The following is a 15,042-nucleotide window of genomic DNA, read 5'->3' on the forward strand; positions in this document are numbered from 1 at the left end:
TGACTGGAATTCAAGAAATTGGTTTTCTAGTTAATGAACCTAACGGAAGGCTTTAGTAGTACCATTGCCCTAATCAGAACGTTGGGAAATGGTACTTTTAGTCGCTTAGATCAATCAGATACCACAGCTGTTACAGGTAACCCTTTAATAGCGCGCATCGCGTTCATCGCTGCGTTTTTGCGCTGCTCTAGTTGGGACTCAATAGAATGATAGGCAGCGTGTGGATTAATTAGTAATCTACCAGCTAACCATGCTTCATTGTTTTTCCATGCGTCAATTAACTTGCCACTTTTGGGAGGCTCTTGTGGAAGTACATCTAAGGCGACAGAGCTTAGATCTTGAAATTTTAATGCAGAGTAAAAAATATCTATATCAGATACTAACCCTCCTCTTGCTGTATTGACCAGGGAAGCGCCACTTTTCATTCTATTTATAAATTGTGAGTCAACTATTCCTTGTGTAGATTCATCTAGTGGACAATGAAGACTCACAATATCACTTGTCTCTAAAAGCTCTTCAAGAGACGAACATTTAGATGTACCAAAGACTTTTTCTGTGCCTTCTGAAATGTACGGGTCATAAAATTGGGTTTGATAGCCTAGAGCCTTGCATTTGCTCAACGTGAGACTACCTATTCGCCCCATCCCAATGACACCGACAGTTTGTGAGGATGTTCGTTTTATTTCAGGGATAACATTTTCTTGCCATCCTGAAGAATAATGCGGTGCAACAGCGTTGTATCTGGTCAGCATGCGAGTAGTGTTTAAGATCATTGCTACGGCGGTATCCGCGACTTCTTCAGTACAGTAATCAGGATTATTACACACTGTAATACCTCTTGACCGACAGGCACTCAAGTCGATTTTATCAAAACCTACACCGTAACGGATGATGACTTTAAGATTTGGAAAATCATTAAGGAAACTTTCATCAACTATCTGATGCCATACCAACAATACTTCCACATCTTTTTCAATAGATGATGCAAGGTGGTCACCTAAAATCTCTTTTTCAATCGTAGGATCTGTGATCCTGTCTGTAATGAATACCTTAGTTATTTATCAGTTCCTTTGTTTGCTTATTTTTGTATTGCCAAGTTTTGTATGCCCACACGCTGAATACCGCCGTTAAGGCTAGAAACATTCGAATTGCGAATATCACCGTCACATCTGAACCAAACATTAAAAATATTAATGTTTCCTCAATTAGACCGTGAGCGAGCATCAAGAATGTAAGTAAGTAAACTTTGTGCTCACTCTTCACTGAGTTAAAGTCTTTCAATAGAATACCCGCTCCGTAAGTCACTCCAAGTAGTCCGCCCACAATGAGACTAGACATATATGTGTGCTTTTGAAGATATGCGTTGTAGGTTTTCGACCTTTTTATTAGTTCGAATATGCATATCAAAGCTGAAACAAGCACACATATTTTTATGCACAGAATCGCCGAATTAGTGACCGCATTTTTAATTAGATCAGTAAACCCATCGTATTGAACAGTCTTCAGCTCTTGATTGAAAATACCACCAGCAAGCGTTTCAGGTGTGATTAATGAAGCAAACCAAGCTCCTACTATCCCTAAAACTAAACGTGATATCCAATGCACATTTATGGGAAAACCTACCTTTTTTAGAACCGCAGACTCCATCGGTATTGAATGGCATATGGCTATAAATGTGCCTACGATAGTCCATTCGTAAGGAGTGAGTGAGAGCCCCGCAGCAACAGCTATTCCTGCATATATATTCAAAAAGAAGCTGGCGGCAAAGGCGATTGCAACTTCATGCCTAAGATTTAGCAACTGCGTTATTGGCTCGAATATGAAGCTCGTATACTCGATGACTCCATAGAACTGTAAAATTTCACTTAGTATTGAAAATGGTATGACAAGTTTTGCAATCACTAGAGACACCATTAGCGATTGTTGTAAAGCATCTTTCATAGTCACCCCCTATTACACAAAGTTATAGTCAATTATCAGCATATCTCTAAGACCTCGTTCGAGTAGTGAATCACAGGAGATTGGAGACACATCATGTTTTACTCGGTTGTCATCGACGATGATGGTATCGAATGAATTGTTTAGTAGCTTGTGTATCAAAGGACTTTTCTCTTCAGGGGTATAAATACCTGAAATACCACCGTTAATGTTTTTTCGTTGTATCAGGTGTTGGGAAACGAAATGGTGCCCATCCCTATGAATCCCTTCAGGTGTAGGTAGACCTAGTTGATTACCATCAGCAATAACCCTGAACAGGTGTGTGTTGATTACTAATTTTTTTCCTTCACATTTGTTTATAGGGATAAAGTCTAAGCAGTAGTTAATAAGGCTTTTTAAAAAGTCACTCGAAGAAAAGTCATCACAAACATCCTCAAATGTTCTGTTATTGCCACCATTTAACGGGTTTATGTCTTTTGATTGGTAGAAATAATTTTGAGAGCTTTTTTTGAGAGCTTTGGTGTTTAAGCAATACTCAAAGCTGCCAAACCTCCTCTGTCTGTATGTACCACCATCTCCCATGTAAGTATCCAATGGTAAGTCGTCCCAATATTTTGATACATGGGTGTCTTTCACTTCGGTGGGGACATGATTACTTTCTATGATCATGTATCCATTTGATACTAAATCGTTTGTTCTTATCTCTTGTTGCATGAGTATTTGCCTAGCCTTGGGTTGATTTTTAAATGATTGTTTCTTTTTTAATTATTATGTTTTCGTCTTTGAGCAGCGTCACAATAAGGTGATCACCTTTGTGTAGGAGACCGACACCTGATGGTGTACCTGTCATAAAAATGTCGCCAGCATCAACGCCGAATTCTTGGTGAGAGTCTTCAATTATTTGTGAAACAGGGAATAACATTTGGTTGATGTGCCCTGCTTGCCTGACTTCATTATTAATGGTTAAAGTAAATTGAATATTGAGGTGGTCAAAGTCACTAACAGAGCTTTTGCAATCGACAAAGTTTGTGAGTGGGCAGGCTCCTCTAAATGATTTAGAACGCTCCCAGGGATGCCCTTTTGACTTAAGGTGGCTTTGCAATTTCCGTCTAGTTAAATCAAGTCCTAAGCCTATACCTGATATCGCGTTATCACTATTTATCTCATCAATTTGGATTACTAGCTCAAGTTCATAGCTGATTTCTTCATAGCGAGAAAGAGTACTACCGATATCTTCAAATCTGGATATACATGATGTGGGCTTAATAAATAAGATTGGGTTTTCTGGTATTGGATTATTAAGCTCTTTAGCATGCTCTCGATAGTTTCTTCCAACACAAATTATTTTACTCATTATTCCCTCTGACTCATAAATTCAGGTTAATTAATATGTCGCAAGCGTGCTGCTTTTTAATTAGCTCACCTCTAACTCATTGACTTGTTTATTATCTATGAGTAGTTTGGCTAGAACAATACGAATAATTGCAAAGGATTTTTGCACTGTGGACACAAATCGCCTTTTACCATTATTGTCTGAAATGGCAATTTTTGTGAATGTTGTAGAGTTAGGTAGTTTTTCTAAGACCGCTGTTAAACTTGGAGTTTCCCCCTCATCTATCAGCAGATCTATAGCTCGACTCGAGGACGCCCTTGAAATTAAATTGTTGAATCGTTCAACACGACAAATGAAGTTGAGCACGGACGGCGACGAAGTGTTTCGTATGTGCTCCAAAATGCTAGACAATGCTAAAGAGGCTGTGTCAGCAGCGCAGGCGCGTTCATCAGAGTATAGTGGCAGCTTAAAAGTAGCTGCTCCCAAAGCATTATCAAAGCAAGTTCTGACACCAATTATTCTGGTGTTTATGAAAAAGTATCCAAATATTCAATTGCAACTTATCATTGCTGAAGAATACATTGATCCTATACATGAAGAAATTGATGTTGTAATTCATATCACCAGCTCTCCAGTTGAAGGTTTGGTGGCGACGACACTAGGGAGCAGGAACAATGTTCTATGCGCTAGTCCTGATTATATAGAAAGGTATGGCTCGCCTCAGTCACCGACAGATATACAGAATCATAATTGCATATGCTTAACTGAAAAACTATCCGATCGCATATGGCACTTTTCTAAAGGTTCTTGTTCAGAGTCCATTCAGGTTGATGGTAGCTTTGCGGTAAACCACAGTGAAATTAGGCGTGAGGCGGTTTTAGAAGGGATGGGGATTTCCATTTTTCCTGATTTTTCGGTGCAAGAGTATATTGATACTGGTGCAATTGTTCCAATCTTAGGTGAATGGCACGTTGGGGCCAGTAAGCAACAATTTGTGGTAGCTCAATATCTTCAGTCTAAGTTTGTTCCCAAGCAGCTGAAGGTGTTTGTTAGTTTCTTGAAAGAAAGAATGGAATCTTTTCAATAGAGGTAATGGAAGATACAAAGACTTGCACAATTATTCTGCTGTCTTAACATTGGATAAGAAAAAGTAGGATCAAACCACCTCATTGTGATTTATGAGGTTAAACATCGCTGGCAAGGAAAGGGGCAAAAATGAGCCAGCCATGATTGACTGACTCAAGGACAGCTCTCTCAGTTACTTGATCGGAATATAGATTTCGGTTTTCAAATTCTCAGGTTTAGTTCGTCTTGGGTCTCGATTCAGGTACACCTCAAAGCATGGTTGGTCTCGCAGTTCAAACCCACTGTCTGGTAGCCATTTTAAGAGTAAATAGCTGTAAGCTTCAGAGAGTTTCTCGTAAGTACCTTTGTGCAAGGCCTTGGCATATTTGCCACCTAAGATTGTCTTGCGATCGATACCTTCAGGTAATTCCATTTCAGTAACGATCGTTGCACATGCGTCGTAGCGTATATTATCTACAAGGGTAATATTTGGGTCGTCATGGCTTATTCCTATCATTATTGTCTCGGGTTGAATTAAGCGATTAGAATAAACAAATGGCATCAGTTGCCCCCATGCGGTTGCAGCTGCATCATTGTATTTGCCACTACCTCTGGAATACAGGACTTCCGTAGACTTGCAATCGACAACGTTTATATTCATCTTTATGTCCTCAAAACTAGTGAGTTGTTGCCTTTTTAAGGCAGGAACTGTTTTTTGATGACGAATATACGATGGTGTACAAGAGAACTGCTTTCGTATCGCCTTATTAAAAGAAGCTTGGTTTTCATAGCCACAAGAAAAAGCAATCTCAGTCATGCTCTCAACCCCATAAACTATACTTCGAGCAGCCCTCTCTAAAAGCAGGCGCTTACGCATCGCATATACCCCCTCGCCATAATAGGCGCGGAACAGGTGATGAAAATGGTATTTAGAGAAGTAAAATTTTGATAATAGCTCTTCTATTACCATAGGCTGATCAAGGTGAGATTCTAAATACCTCACTACCTTCTCCAACCTGACATGATTGTTCTGCATTATTTATACATCCATCCTATTTCGACATAGGTAGTGTCCTACACTGCGAGACTCAATGATTTTCCATTATTGCTAATTTGTCTGAAAGTTTAGATTCAAAACCGTTTTGCGAATGATAAGCCCAATACGATCAATCTCTATGATAAATGATCAGACGTTATTGGAAGTGCTCAAACTAAAATGTCCTTCGATAGGTATTGATAAAGTAATCACGTTTCTGTCGGTGCGGTCACTTTCTATTATCGCAAAACAGACAGCTCAAGCTTTATAAAATAATTGTTATGATGTCTTATGTAAAATGTTAATGATTACTCTTCATTTAATAGTTTTACTAAAGCTATTAGATGTAAGATTAAATAGGTAAACCACCTAACTGATTGAATCATTGACGGATCTTGTTGATTTTATGATGAGAGAAGGTGGAGCGAGTGAGTAGTCATGTCTCCGAGGTGATAGAAAATAAAGAAAGTTTTGAACGCCCGTTTTCGATCAAAATCCCGCGTCGTAAGTGGTTTGGTTGGAAGGGCATCGAGCTGCGTTTGGTGTTGGCATTGGCTATGTTATCGATGACCACCATCTTTCTGTCAGTTGTATCGAGCTTCACCTTTGACGATTTAAACCAACGCCTTGTTGAATTAAAAGAGAGTGAAATCCCCGCCTTAGATAACGCTGCACGCCTCAATGATATGGTGCGTGTGATTATCACGACCTCATCTCAGCTCAGTGACGCTGAATCGAATATAGAACGTAAGCAGGCGATGCTCAAAATTGAAGAGGCCATTTCAGTGATGAATAGCGTTATGGTTCAATTCCCTGATTACCACGCCTATTTTAAAGATCTTATCGCCCAAGTTAACAATAGTCTGAGTTTGTTGTATCAAAGTGAGATTGAGTCAGAACAACTCAATCAAGAACTTCGTAATTTGCTTGAGGGCTTTTATCCTCTGTTGCAACAGGCCAGTGATTCACTCGACAGTTTGCCTGAGTCAGCCAAAGAGCAAATTCAATATACCCAGTTGAAATCTCTGCTTTATTACCAATTAGGCTTGGTAGAGAAGCTGTATAACGACTCAAGCTTTAATGAGCTCGATTACACCAGTTACCGCTTAGAGCAAGTTGGTGAAGAGTGGTGGAAGCTCTGGGTCAGTGGTGATTTAAGAAGTGATTTTCCTGAATTAGATCATCAACTCACAGTGATCTATAACCTCGCCTCAAGTGATAGCAGCTTGTATGGGATGAAAAACAAAGCGCTCGATCATCTCTATCAAGAGCAATATTTTCTGCAAAACAGCCGTGAACATTTGAATCAGTTAACGGTGCAGATCGAAAGTAATACCAGCAAGGTGAATAGCAATATTGATCAATCGATTCAGCAAGCGCAGTTGTCTTTACAATCGAATCAGCGTATCTCTCTTTTCCTTTCTCTGTTTAGCGTGTTGGCTGCCGCTGCCATTTCGTGGTTCTACGTGCGTAAGAGTATTTTAGAAAGGCTTTTACAGCTCAAAGACAACATGTTCGCGATTTCTACCGGTCATCTAGATACCGAAGTTTCTATTCGTGGCAAAGACGAAGTGACGCAAATGGCCAAGTACCTAAAGGTATTCCAGACCACGGCTAAAGTCGTTAAGCAAACCAATCGAAAATTAGAAGCTGAAGTGGAAGAGCGAACCCTAGCCGAAGCCAAACTACGAGTGACTCAAGATGAGTTGATCCAAGCAGGAAAACTGGCTGCATTGGGGCAACTCAGTGTTGGGATCACGCACGAGATCAATCAACCTCTGACCGCAGTAAACAGTCACGTTCGAAGTGCTCAATTATGGTTAGGCAAGCAAAGGCCTGACAGGGCAGAAGAGAATCTGAAAAAAATCGAGGTCTTGTTAGATAAAGTCGCTGCGATTACTCGTCACCTAAAGGCCTTCTCACGTAAGAGTGATGGCAAGATTGATAACGTTGAATTGAATAAGGTGATTGGTGATGCGATTGATCTGTTTGAAACCCGACAGAGCGCTGTCTCGATTCAGTATTCACCACAAAGCGACCAGATGGTTCGAGCTAACAACATTCGCTTAGAACAGGTACTGGTGAATTTGATCAGCAATGCTCTGGATGCCATCGAACACAGAGAGCAACCAGAGCTCAGCATCTCTACTCAAGAGCATTCGAATACCATTCAGATTTTGGTGATGGACAACGGGTTAGGGATACCTGAAGAGGACATTCCGCATCTGTTTGACCCATTTTATACCCGCAAGACAACAGGTAAGGGGCTTGGGCTCGGTTTGTCTATCGCGTACAACATCATAAAAGACTTTGGCGGCTCGATTCACGTGGAATCAGTTGAACACCAAGGCACTACTTTTATCGTCACTCTACCAAAAGGCATAGCCTCATGACTGCAGAAAAACACATAGTTCTTATCGATGATGAAATCGATGTCGTTGAAGCCGTGAGTGAAATGTTGGAGCTAGAAGGGTTTAGCGTCACGACCTTTACCGACCCTAACCTTGGCCTTAAATCGCTCAAAGCAAACAGCCAGTCGGTTGTATTGTGTGATGTACGAATGCCACAGGTGGATGGGCTTACACTACTGAGTTCAATTCAACATAGAGCCGCTAACGTCCCTGTATTGTTGATGAGTGGTCATGGCGATATTCCCATGGCGATAGAGGCAATGAAGCTAGGGGCGTTCGACTTTTTAGAAAAGCCACTTAATGCGGGCGAGTTGGTAGAAAAGCTCGACTTGGCGTTGACACAGTCTCAGCACAATTGCCCAGCAGCTACAGACGGTGATGAGGAAACGGAGTTACCGATTGAAACGGTGGTTATTGGCCAATCACAAGCGATGGATACGATACGTAAGCAAGTGCTTGCCCTGTCTCATACTGGTGTTGATACCATCATCAATGGCGAAACAGGAACGGGCAAAGAGGTGATTGCTCGCGCGTTGCATCAATTTAGCCATCGTAAGGCGAAGCCCTTTGTTGCGATTAACTGTGGCGGCATGACAGAAAGCATTATTGAGAGTGAGTTGTTTGGTCATGAAGCGGGTTCGTTTACCAGTGCCAACAAGAAGCGCATTGGAAAAATAGAACAAGCCAATGGCGGAACTCTGTTCCTTGATGAAATCGAAAGCATGCCAATTGCGGTGCAAATTAAACTGTTGCGCGTCATTCAAGAAAGAATGATTGAGCGCGTTGGTGGTAACGAGTTAATCCCGGTCGATATTGTGGTGGTAGCCGCCAGCAAAGCTGATCTTGCGAGCTTGAGTGAAACGGGGGAGTTCAGAGCCGATCTCTTCTATCGCCTCAATATTGCTAGCTTAAACCTTCCCGCATTGCGTCAACGCAAAGAGGACATTCAGGTGCTGTTCCGCCATTTTGTGATTCAAGCGAGCCACAAATACAAGACACGCCCGTCAACGATCTATCCCGAACAAATACAGCAGCTATGTCGACACGAATGGCCGGGTAACGTGCGTGAGCTGCGTAATGTCGCTGATCGTTTTGTGTTGGGTATTGTCGGTGATGGCTTTGATCTTCAATCGCCGATTTGCGAGTCGTCCGGAGAAGATTTCGCCTTTGAAAAACAGATGGAGCAGTACGAACGAAATGTTCTGACTGAGGCGCTTATTGAAAGCGCAGGCAACATCAATGAGGTCTCAAGCAAGCTGAACCTGCCACGCAAAACGCTTTATCGAAAAATGAAGAAACACCAATTGGATAAAGAGAGCTTCAAAGCCTAACTGGTTCATTCATTCGCTTAATAAAAGCACAAGACAACAATGACCCATTTAACTTTCAGTCGAATGGTTAACCGTTTCAAGTAATTGTAATAAAAGGGCTTTAACATTTGGCACAATGCGTGCAATCACTACATTGTGGCATACGTTCACATGAGGTTATTCGGTGCTGAGTCAAAATCTATATGACAACTATCTATATATGACAGCTATCCAACACCGAATGATCGAATAAAGGAAGTTAGAAAAATAATTGCTTGTTGCAAGGAGATACAAACATGAAGCAAATACTGAAAGGTTCGATTGCTCTGATACTAGGTGTGAGCTCGATGACGGCATGGGCCGCAGCAGAATCAGCCGACTTAGGTCCTCGTCCCCTCTTTTTAGTGAACAATATGGATGAGAGCCCTTTGAAAACCAAGCTGTTGAGTTGCAGTGAAGGACCTTTTCATCGTAGTGATTTTTCTATTGGACATCGCGGAGCTGCGATGCAGTTTCCTGAGCACACCAAGGAATCCTACTTAGCGGCGATTCAAATGGGCGCGGGCGTCGTGGAATGCGATGTGACTTTCACTAAAGACAAGGCGTTGGTATGTCGTCACTCGCAAAGTGATCTGCACACCACAACCGATGTTTTGGCGCATCCCGATCTCGCGAAGAAGTGTTCAACACCGTTCACGCCGGCTAACCCAGCGACAGGCGAAGATGCTCAGGTTGAGTGTCGTACCTCTGATTTCACGCTAGCGGAGTTTAAGACCCTGAAAGGGAAAATGGATGGTGCGAATCCAAAAGCAACCACGGTCGAAGAGTACATGAATGGCACACCCGGTTGGAGAACCGATCTTTACAGCCAAAGTGGCACACTGATGACACACGCAGAAAGTGCGGCATTGTTTAAAGAGCACGGCGTGAAGGTGACTCCTGAGCTGAAATCGGCGGCGGTAGAAATGCCTTTCAATGGTTTTAGCCAAGAGATGTACGCGCAGAAGCTGGTGGATGAGCTGAAAGAGGCGGGTTTTGAGCCTTCAGAGACTTACCTACAGTCATTCAACTTGGATGATGTGAAGTACTGGGTTAATGAGACGCCTAAGTTCGGTAAGCAAGCCGTTTACCTTGACGACCGTGTCTATGAGCAAGCGGACTTTGTTGCGTCTGTGGAGAACATGAAAGAACTGCACGATGCGGGTGTGAATATCATCGCGCCACCTCTGTTTGCTTTGGTTGAGCTAGGTGAGAACAACGAATTGGTTGCGTCTAATTACGCGAAACTGGCAAAAGATGCTGAGCTTGAGATTATTGCATGGACACTGGAGCGTTCGGGTCCACTAGCGCAAGGTGGCGGTTGGTATTACCAAAGCGTGAAAGATGGCATCAACAATGATGGTGACATGATGAAAATGCTTGATGTACTGGCGCAAGATGTGGGTGTGATGGGCGTATTCAGCGATTGGCCTGCAACGGTAACTTACTACGCTAACTGTATGGACAGCGACGCTTAGGCTGTTGTGAGCTTCGCTTTACATCGCTAATTATAGCGTTTGTATAGAGAGCACTTAGCCAAAGAATAATAAGAGAAAAAGCAGTGAACCAAAGGGCCTTCGGGCTCTTTTTTTTACCACCGAAATTGGTGGGACATAAATGACCCAAATAGAGACTTCTCGGTTGGACAGTAATGACACAAAAGTAATTTTCCAATTTAGGGTTTTCTTTAAGTTATTGAAATTAAATAAATTAAAAGGTGGCACAAAGGCTGCAATAGCGAAGGTGACTTTCAACAATAAGTAAAAGTAAGGTTTGAATATGAAAATCAGTGTTAAAGGACTGTTAATCGCTAGCTCATTACTACTTCCTTCAATGGCTATGGCAAGCGACTGCTCTAGTCGTGGTGTGCTAGACGATCGATACTGTGATGAAAACCAAGATTTGGTCGCCGATTCACCGAAGAACCCAGATGAGTGGAACGACCCAAGTACGCTTGTGTTTACTTACACTCCGGTAGAAGACCCTGCGTTATACAAAGATGCATTCGCCGACTTCCAAGCTCACCTAAGTAAAATTACAGGTAAGCGAGTGATTTACTACACGGTGCACTCGAACTCTGCACAAGTAGAAGCGATGCGCTCTGGTCGACTGCACGTTGCAGGTTTCTCGACTGGCCCTACTGGCTACGCAGTTAACCTTGCGGGCTACGTTCCAATCGCAGTGAAAGGCGATGAGTCTGGCTTCCAAGGCTACAACCTAATCACGATTGTGCGTAAAGACAGCGGCATTAACAAAATGTCTGATCTGAAAGGCAAAAAGGTTGCACACACTTCTGCATCTTCCAACTCTGGCAACCTAGCTCCTCGTGCGTTATTCCCGGCGAAAGGCCTAGTGCCAGATGAAGATTACAAAGTGCTCTACTCAGGAAAGCATGACCAATCGATTCTAGGCGTCTTCAATGGAGATTATGACGCAGCACCTGTGGCATCGGACGTGTACGATCGTATGGTAGCAGCAGGTCGTGTTGACGATTCTGAACTTAAGATCATCTACCGTAGCCCTCGCTTCCCAACGTCTGCGTTTGGCTATGCGTACAACTTAAAACCAGAGCTAGTTGAGAAGATCAACGAGGCGTTCTTTAGCTACCGCTTTACACCAGAGATGAGCGCATCATTTAAAGGTGCAGACCGTTTTTCGCCAATCAGCTACAAAGAAGAGTGGGATGTGATTCGTGATATCGCTCATGCGACAGGTACCGCTTACACCAAAACTGGCCTGAAGAAGTTAGCTGAGAAAGATGCGGCTAAACGCGCGAAGAAAAAAGCCGCTGAGTTAGCAAAACAAGCAAACAACGGCTAATTCTTTTTCTATTAGAAGACTAAGTTTTCGAAAGACTTAGTTCTTTAAATACTTACCTTAACTAATACCAATCACAGTAAGTAAGTGATCAAACATAGCGTAGGAAAAAAGCTTGAGAACAAGGCAGAATTTTTCGATAAGTAGTTATTCTACAATCAAAAATTCTAACGAAGTTATCGAGGTTTTTAACAAGCTAGGGTGAGCAGTTATTTACTACGATTGGTATCAGTATCTATGCCCTCGCGGGTAGGGCATAGATCACTCTAAAATTCGCACAAGGAAATGCAGTATGGCCGTAGCAAGCTATGAAGGAATAAAGATAAACAACCTTTTCCACGAATACGTGGCAGGCAAGCCAATCCTTAAAGGCATTAATATTGATATCGATGAGCCAGGCATCATCGCGATCATTGGTCCATCTGGTACCGGTAAAAGTACGCTTCTGCGCTGTATCAACCGCCTCAACGATCCAAGCCAAGGTGAAATCATTTTTGATGGCGCAGACCTGACTCAATTAAAAGGCCAAGCGCTACGTAAACAACGTCGACACATCGGCATGGTGTTCCAAGAATATAACCTCGTGGAACGTTTAACGGTTATCGAGAACGTGTTAAGTGGCCGTTTAGGCTACATGACGGCTTGGAATGCGTGGCGTCGTAACTATTCTCCACAAGACTTAGCAAAAGCGTTCGAGTTACTTGAATTTGTAGGTCTACAAGACTTTGCAAACCAACGTGCCGACAGTTTGTCAGGCGGGCAAAGACAGCGTGTTGGTATCGCTCGCGCAGTAATGCAAGACCCATATATCTTATTGGCGGATGAACCAACGTCATCACTCGACCCAAAAACCGCGGTTGAGATCATGGAGTTGATGGAGACATTCGCAGAACAGAAAAACATCCCAGTGTTGGTGAATATCCACGATGTGAACTTAGCTAAGCGTTATGCCAAGCGCATCATCGGCATGTGTAACGGTAAAGTGCATTATGACGGTAGCCCTGAAGGGATCTCAGAAGAAGACCTAAAAATCATTTATGGGGGTGAGTCATGGCTGGATTAAACCCAAGCTCGTCGCCAAGTATTCCATCAAGCGCATCGCCAGCGAAGCATGAAAATCCGTTCAAAACCTCATGGACTAACCGTGCAATTATCGCTGCAATCATTGGCTACCTGTTTTACAGCTTTGCGACGTTAGGACTGACCTTTGATCGTTTGGTCATCGGCTTTGGTGAAAGTGAGCGGTTACTATCAAGAATGTTCCCGCCAGATTTCTCGCGTACTAATCTATTGCTAAGTGGCTTAGCGGAGAGCTTGCAGATAGCGATCATTTCGAGTTTCTTCGGCATCGTCATCTCACTGTTTCTTGGCTTACTTGCTGCAAGAAACATGATGCCTTCGATTGTATCGACACCGATTCGTGGCTTCATCGCACTGTGTCGTTCTTTCCACCCGGTGATCATCGCAATCCTATTTGTGAAAGCGGTGGGCTTCGGTGCCCTTGCTGGAATCCTGACCTTGGTATTCGCATCCATTGGTTTCATCGCCAAGTTGTTTGCAGAAGCGATTGAAGAGATCTCTTTTAAACCGGTTGAAGCGATTAAAGCGACGGGGGCGAGCTTTGTTAGTGTCATCCTGTACGCGGTGATGCCTCAGGTATTTACTCGTTTCATTGGTTTTGCAAGCTATCAGTTGGACTCGAACTTACGTAATTCAACCATGGTTGGCATCGTGGGTGCTGGTGGCCTTGGCGGTACACTTTTCTCCGCATTCCAACGTTTTGACTACGACTTCGTCGCGGCTATTTTGATCACCATCATCGCACTGATTCTTGTCGGCGAATTCCTTTCCAACATTGTTAGGAGAATCTTCTAATGACAACTGCATCTATTGATAGAGAGTGGCAGCGTTTTACACCCAACGAACGTGTGGCTCGATTTGCTGTTTACCTTAGCCTTGTGTGCGCCATCGTGTGGTCTTGGCAGACGGTGGAAGTGATTCCTGAGTTCCTATACGACGCGCCAGCCCAGTTTGCCGATATGTTCGAGCGTATGGTGCCAATGGATTACGCGTTCTATCCTGAGTCGATTCACGCAGCGATGATTGAGACACTGCACATCGCCACGTTAGGTACCTTGTTTACCTTGGTATTTGCGATCCCTTTAGCACTTATGAACGCGCCAAATATCACTCCGAATAAAGCCTTGAACTGGATTGCTCAATTCTTTCTCGTGTCTTCACGTTCTGTGAACTCATTGGTTTGGGCATTGCTGTTCATCGCACTGTTTGGCCCCGGTGTTCTCGCAGGCATTATGGCTATCGCCATTCGTAGTATCGGCTTTGTAGGGAAGCTGTTAGCGGAAGCAATTGCCGAAGTGAACATGGGGCCTATTGAAGCTTTACGCGCGACAGGCGCTTCTTGGATGAGCGTTTTACTTAAAGGTTATTGGCCACAAGTGATGCCCGCGTTCTATTCCATTGTGTTGTTCCGTTGGGACATCAATGTACGTGAATCTGCGGTACTGGGTTTGGTGGGCGCTGGTGGTATTGGCGTGGTGCTAAACGATGCGCAGAACCTTTTTGAGTGGCAAAAAGTTTCGATGGTATTAGTGAGTATCTTCGCAGTGGTTATCGTTGCAGAAGCAGTGGTGATCCACATCCGTAATAAACTCATATAGACAATATGTTGTGTGAAAGTTCAGAGCTTATCTAGCATTTTGAAGCTCAAACGACCCTAGGTACTTCGGTCTACCTAGCGGTCGTTTTTTTATCTATAAAGACATATGGTTGGAGTGGTGAGTGCTTTTTTAGAAAATACAATGCTTGGCAAAATCACCGGCTTCATTAGCGGTCCAGTCGCCTTTAGGCTTCTTTTTCATATCCGCACACCAAGCTTCACTGCCAACTTCGGTACAAGACATTAACTGAGTGGCTAGGAAAAGTATCAACGCGACTTTCTTCATAACAAATATTCCGTTTTGGTCTAGATTTCGGATAACTCTACCAAATACCATTGATGATTGTTATATACCTGTGATCATTGAAGATGCTTGATTTTCAGTAAAATCAGGATCATGCTACGAACTATGAAAA

14 protein-coding genes are annotated in these 15,042 nt (G+C 43.1%); 8 read left to right on the forward strand and 6 right to left on the reverse strand.

Going from position 1 to position 15,042, the window contains the following annotated elements; genetic code table 11:
• Nucleotides 1-110 precede the first annotated feature (110 nt).
• From ED652_RS18310 to ED652_RS18325, 4 genes are read right to left on the reverse strand one after another with little or no spacing between them, the layout of a single operon-like run.
• Nucleotides 111-1,058 carry a C-terminal binding protein gene (locus ED652_RS18310; RefSeq protein WP_122055728.1) on the reverse strand — a complete coding sequence of 316 codons (948 nt, stop codon included), beginning with the start codon at nucleotides 1,056-1,058 and terminating at the stop codon, nucleotides 111-113.
• A complete protein-coding gene (locus tag ED652_RS18315) occupies nucleotides 1,051-1,941 on the reverse strand; it encodes a hypothetical protein (protein ID WP_122055729.1) in 891 nt (296 codons plus the stop codon). Before ED652_RS18315 ends, ED652_RS18310 begins: the two co-directional genes overlap by 8 nt.
• Before the next feature lie 12 nt (nucleotides 1,942-1,953).
• Entirely contained in the window at nucleotides 1,954-2,652 is a 699-nt protein-coding gene (locus ED652_RS18320; RefSeq protein WP_122055730.1) for a 2OG-Fe dioxygenase family protein, read from the reverse strand.
• Between the two features lie 28 nt (nucleotides 2,653-2,680).
• On the reverse strand, nucleotides 2,681-3,292 hold the full coding sequence (locus ED652_RS18325; RefSeq protein WP_122055731.1) for a fumarylacetoacetate hydrolase family protein: 612 nt from the start codon (nucleotides 3,290-3,292) through the stop codon (nucleotides 2,681-2,683).
• Nucleotides 3,293-3,440: 148 nt separating this feature from the next.
• Here ED652_RS18325 and ED652_RS18330 point away from each other — a divergent pair, with 148 nt between their 5' ends.
• Nucleotides 3,441-4,358, forward strand: coding sequence for a LysR family transcriptional regulator (locus ED652_RS18330; RefSeq protein WP_122055732.1), 918 nt, complete (start codon nucleotides 3,441-3,443; stop codon nucleotides 4,356-4,358).
• Between the two features lie 171 nt (nucleotides 4,359-4,529).
• On the opposite strand, the gene ED652_RS18335 is transcribed toward ED652_RS18330, so the two are convergent.
• On the reverse strand, nucleotides 4,530-5,372 hold the full coding sequence (locus ED652_RS18335; protein WP_122055733.1) for a GyrI-like domain-containing protein: 843 nt from the start codon (nucleotides 5,370-5,372) through the stop codon (nucleotides 4,530-4,532).
• Between the two features lie 419 nt (nucleotides 5,373-5,791).
• On the opposite strand from ED652_RS18335, the gene ED652_RS18340 reads away from it, so the two are divergent.
• From ED652_RS18340 to phnE (ED652_RS18370), 7 genes are all read left to right on the forward strand, one after another.
• Nucleotides 5,792-7,765 carry an ATP-binding protein gene (locus tag ED652_RS18340; RefSeq protein ID WP_122055734.1) on the forward strand — a complete coding sequence of 658 codons (1,974 nt, stop codon included), beginning with the start codon at nucleotides 5,792-5,794 and terminating at the stop codon, nucleotides 7,763-7,765.
• Nucleotides 7,762-9,114 (forward strand): sigma-54 dependent transcriptional regulator, encoded by a 1,353-nt coding sequence (locus tag ED652_RS18345; RefSeq protein ID WP_122055735.1) that lies wholly within the window; start codon nucleotides 7,762-7,764, stop codon nucleotides 9,112-9,114. The genes ED652_RS18340 and ED652_RS18345 overlap by 4 nt, the downstream gene beginning before the upstream one ends.
• 275 nt (nucleotides 9,115-9,389) lie before the next feature.
• Nucleotides 9,390-10,610, forward strand: coding sequence for a glycerophosphodiester phosphodiesterase family protein (locus tag ED652_RS18350; protein ID WP_009846256.1), 1,221 nt, complete (start codon nucleotides 9,390-9,392; stop codon nucleotides 10,608-10,610).
• 301 nt (nucleotides 10,611-10,911) lie between these two features.
• Entirely contained in the window at nucleotides 10,912-11,952 is a 1,041-nt protein-coding gene (gene phnD / locus ED652_RS18355; protein WP_004732989.1) for a phosphate/phosphite/phosphonate ABC transporter substrate-binding protein, read from the forward strand.
• 289 nt (nucleotides 11,953-12,241) lie between these two features.
• Nucleotides 12,242-13,012 carry a phosphonate ABC transporter ATP-binding protein gene (gene phnC / locus ED652_RS18360; RefSeq protein WP_048663776.1) on the forward strand — a complete coding sequence of 257 codons (771 nt, stop codon included), beginning with the start codon at nucleotides 12,242-12,244 and terminating at the stop codon, nucleotides 13,010-13,012.
• Nucleotides 13,000-13,824 (forward strand): phosphonate ABC transporter, permease protein PhnE, encoded by an 825-nt coding sequence (phnE, locus tag ED652_RS18365; RefSeq protein ID WP_102344373.1) that lies wholly within the window; start codon nucleotides 13,000-13,002, stop codon nucleotides 13,822-13,824. The genes phnC and phnE (ED652_RS18365) overlap by 13 nt, the downstream gene beginning before the upstream one ends.
• On the forward strand, nucleotides 13,824-14,627 hold the full coding sequence (gene phnE, locus ED652_RS18370; RefSeq protein ID WP_009846258.1) for a phosphonate ABC transporter, permease protein PhnE: 804 nt from the start codon (nucleotides 13,824-13,826) through the stop codon (nucleotides 14,625-14,627). Before phnE (ED652_RS18365) ends, phnE (ED652_RS18370) begins: the two co-directional genes overlap by 1 nt.
• 129 nt (nucleotides 14,628-14,756) lie before the next feature.
• Here the strand turns inward: phnE (ED652_RS18370) and ED652_RS18375 are convergent, their stop codons facing one another.
• Nucleotides 14,757-14,912, reverse strand: a complete 156-nt coding sequence (locus ED652_RS18375) for a DUF3012 domain-containing protein (RefSeq protein WP_122055736.1) — start codon at nucleotides 14,910-14,912, stop codon at nucleotides 14,757-14,759.
• Nucleotides 14,913-15,042: the final 130 nt, after the last annotated feature.

This window comes from Vibrio sp. Evd11 (genome assembly GCF_900382755.1).
Taxonomy (GTDB): Bacteria; Pseudomonadota; Gammaproteobacteria; order Enterobacterales; family Vibrionaceae; genus Vibrio; species Vibrio lentus.

Excerpts from the sequence above, each read along its gene's own strand:
- phnE (WP_102344373.1), top strand. The coding sequence starts at position 13,000 with ATGGCTGGATTAAACCCAAGCTCGTCGCCAAGTATTCCATCAAGCGCA.
- phnE (WP_009846258.1), top strand. The coding sequence starts at position 13,824 with ATGACAACTGCATCTATTGATAGAGAGTGGCAGCGTTTTACACCCAAC.
- ED652_RS18345 (WP_122055735.1), top strand. The coding sequence starts at position 7,762 with ATGACTGCAGAAAAACACATAGTTCTTATCGATGATGAAATCGATGTC.
- phnC (WP_048663776.1), top strand. The coding sequence starts at position 12,242 with ATGGCCGTAGCAAGCTATGAAGGAATAAAGATAAACAACCTTTTCCAC.
- ED652_RS18320 (WP_122055730.1), bottom strand. The coding sequence starts at position 2,652 with ATGCAACAAGAGATAAGAACAAACGATTTAGTATCAAATGGATACATG.
- ED652_RS18375 (WP_122055736.1), bottom strand. The coding sequence starts at position 14,912 with ATGAAGAAAGTCGCGTTGATACTTTTCCTAGCCACTCAGTTAATGTCT.
- ED652_RS18350 (WP_009846256.1), top strand. The coding sequence starts at position 9,390 with ATGAAGCAAATACTGAAAGGTTCGATTGCTCTGATACTAGGTGTGAGC.
- phnD (WP_004732989.1), top strand. The coding sequence starts at position 10,912 with ATGAAAATCAGTGTTAAAGGACTGTTAATCGCTAGCTCATTACTACTT.
- ED652_RS18325 (WP_122055731.1), bottom strand. The coding sequence starts at position 3,292 with ATGAGTAAAATAATTTGTGTTGGAAGAAACTATCGAGAGCATGCTAAA.
- ED652_RS18335 (WP_122055733.1), bottom strand. The coding sequence starts at position 5,372 with ATGCAGAACAATCATGTCAGGTTGGAGAAGGTAGTGAGGTATTTAGAA.
- ED652_RS18315 (WP_122055729.1), bottom strand. The coding sequence starts at position 1,941 with ATGAAAGATGCTTTACAACAATCGCTAATGGTGTCTCTAGTGATTGCA.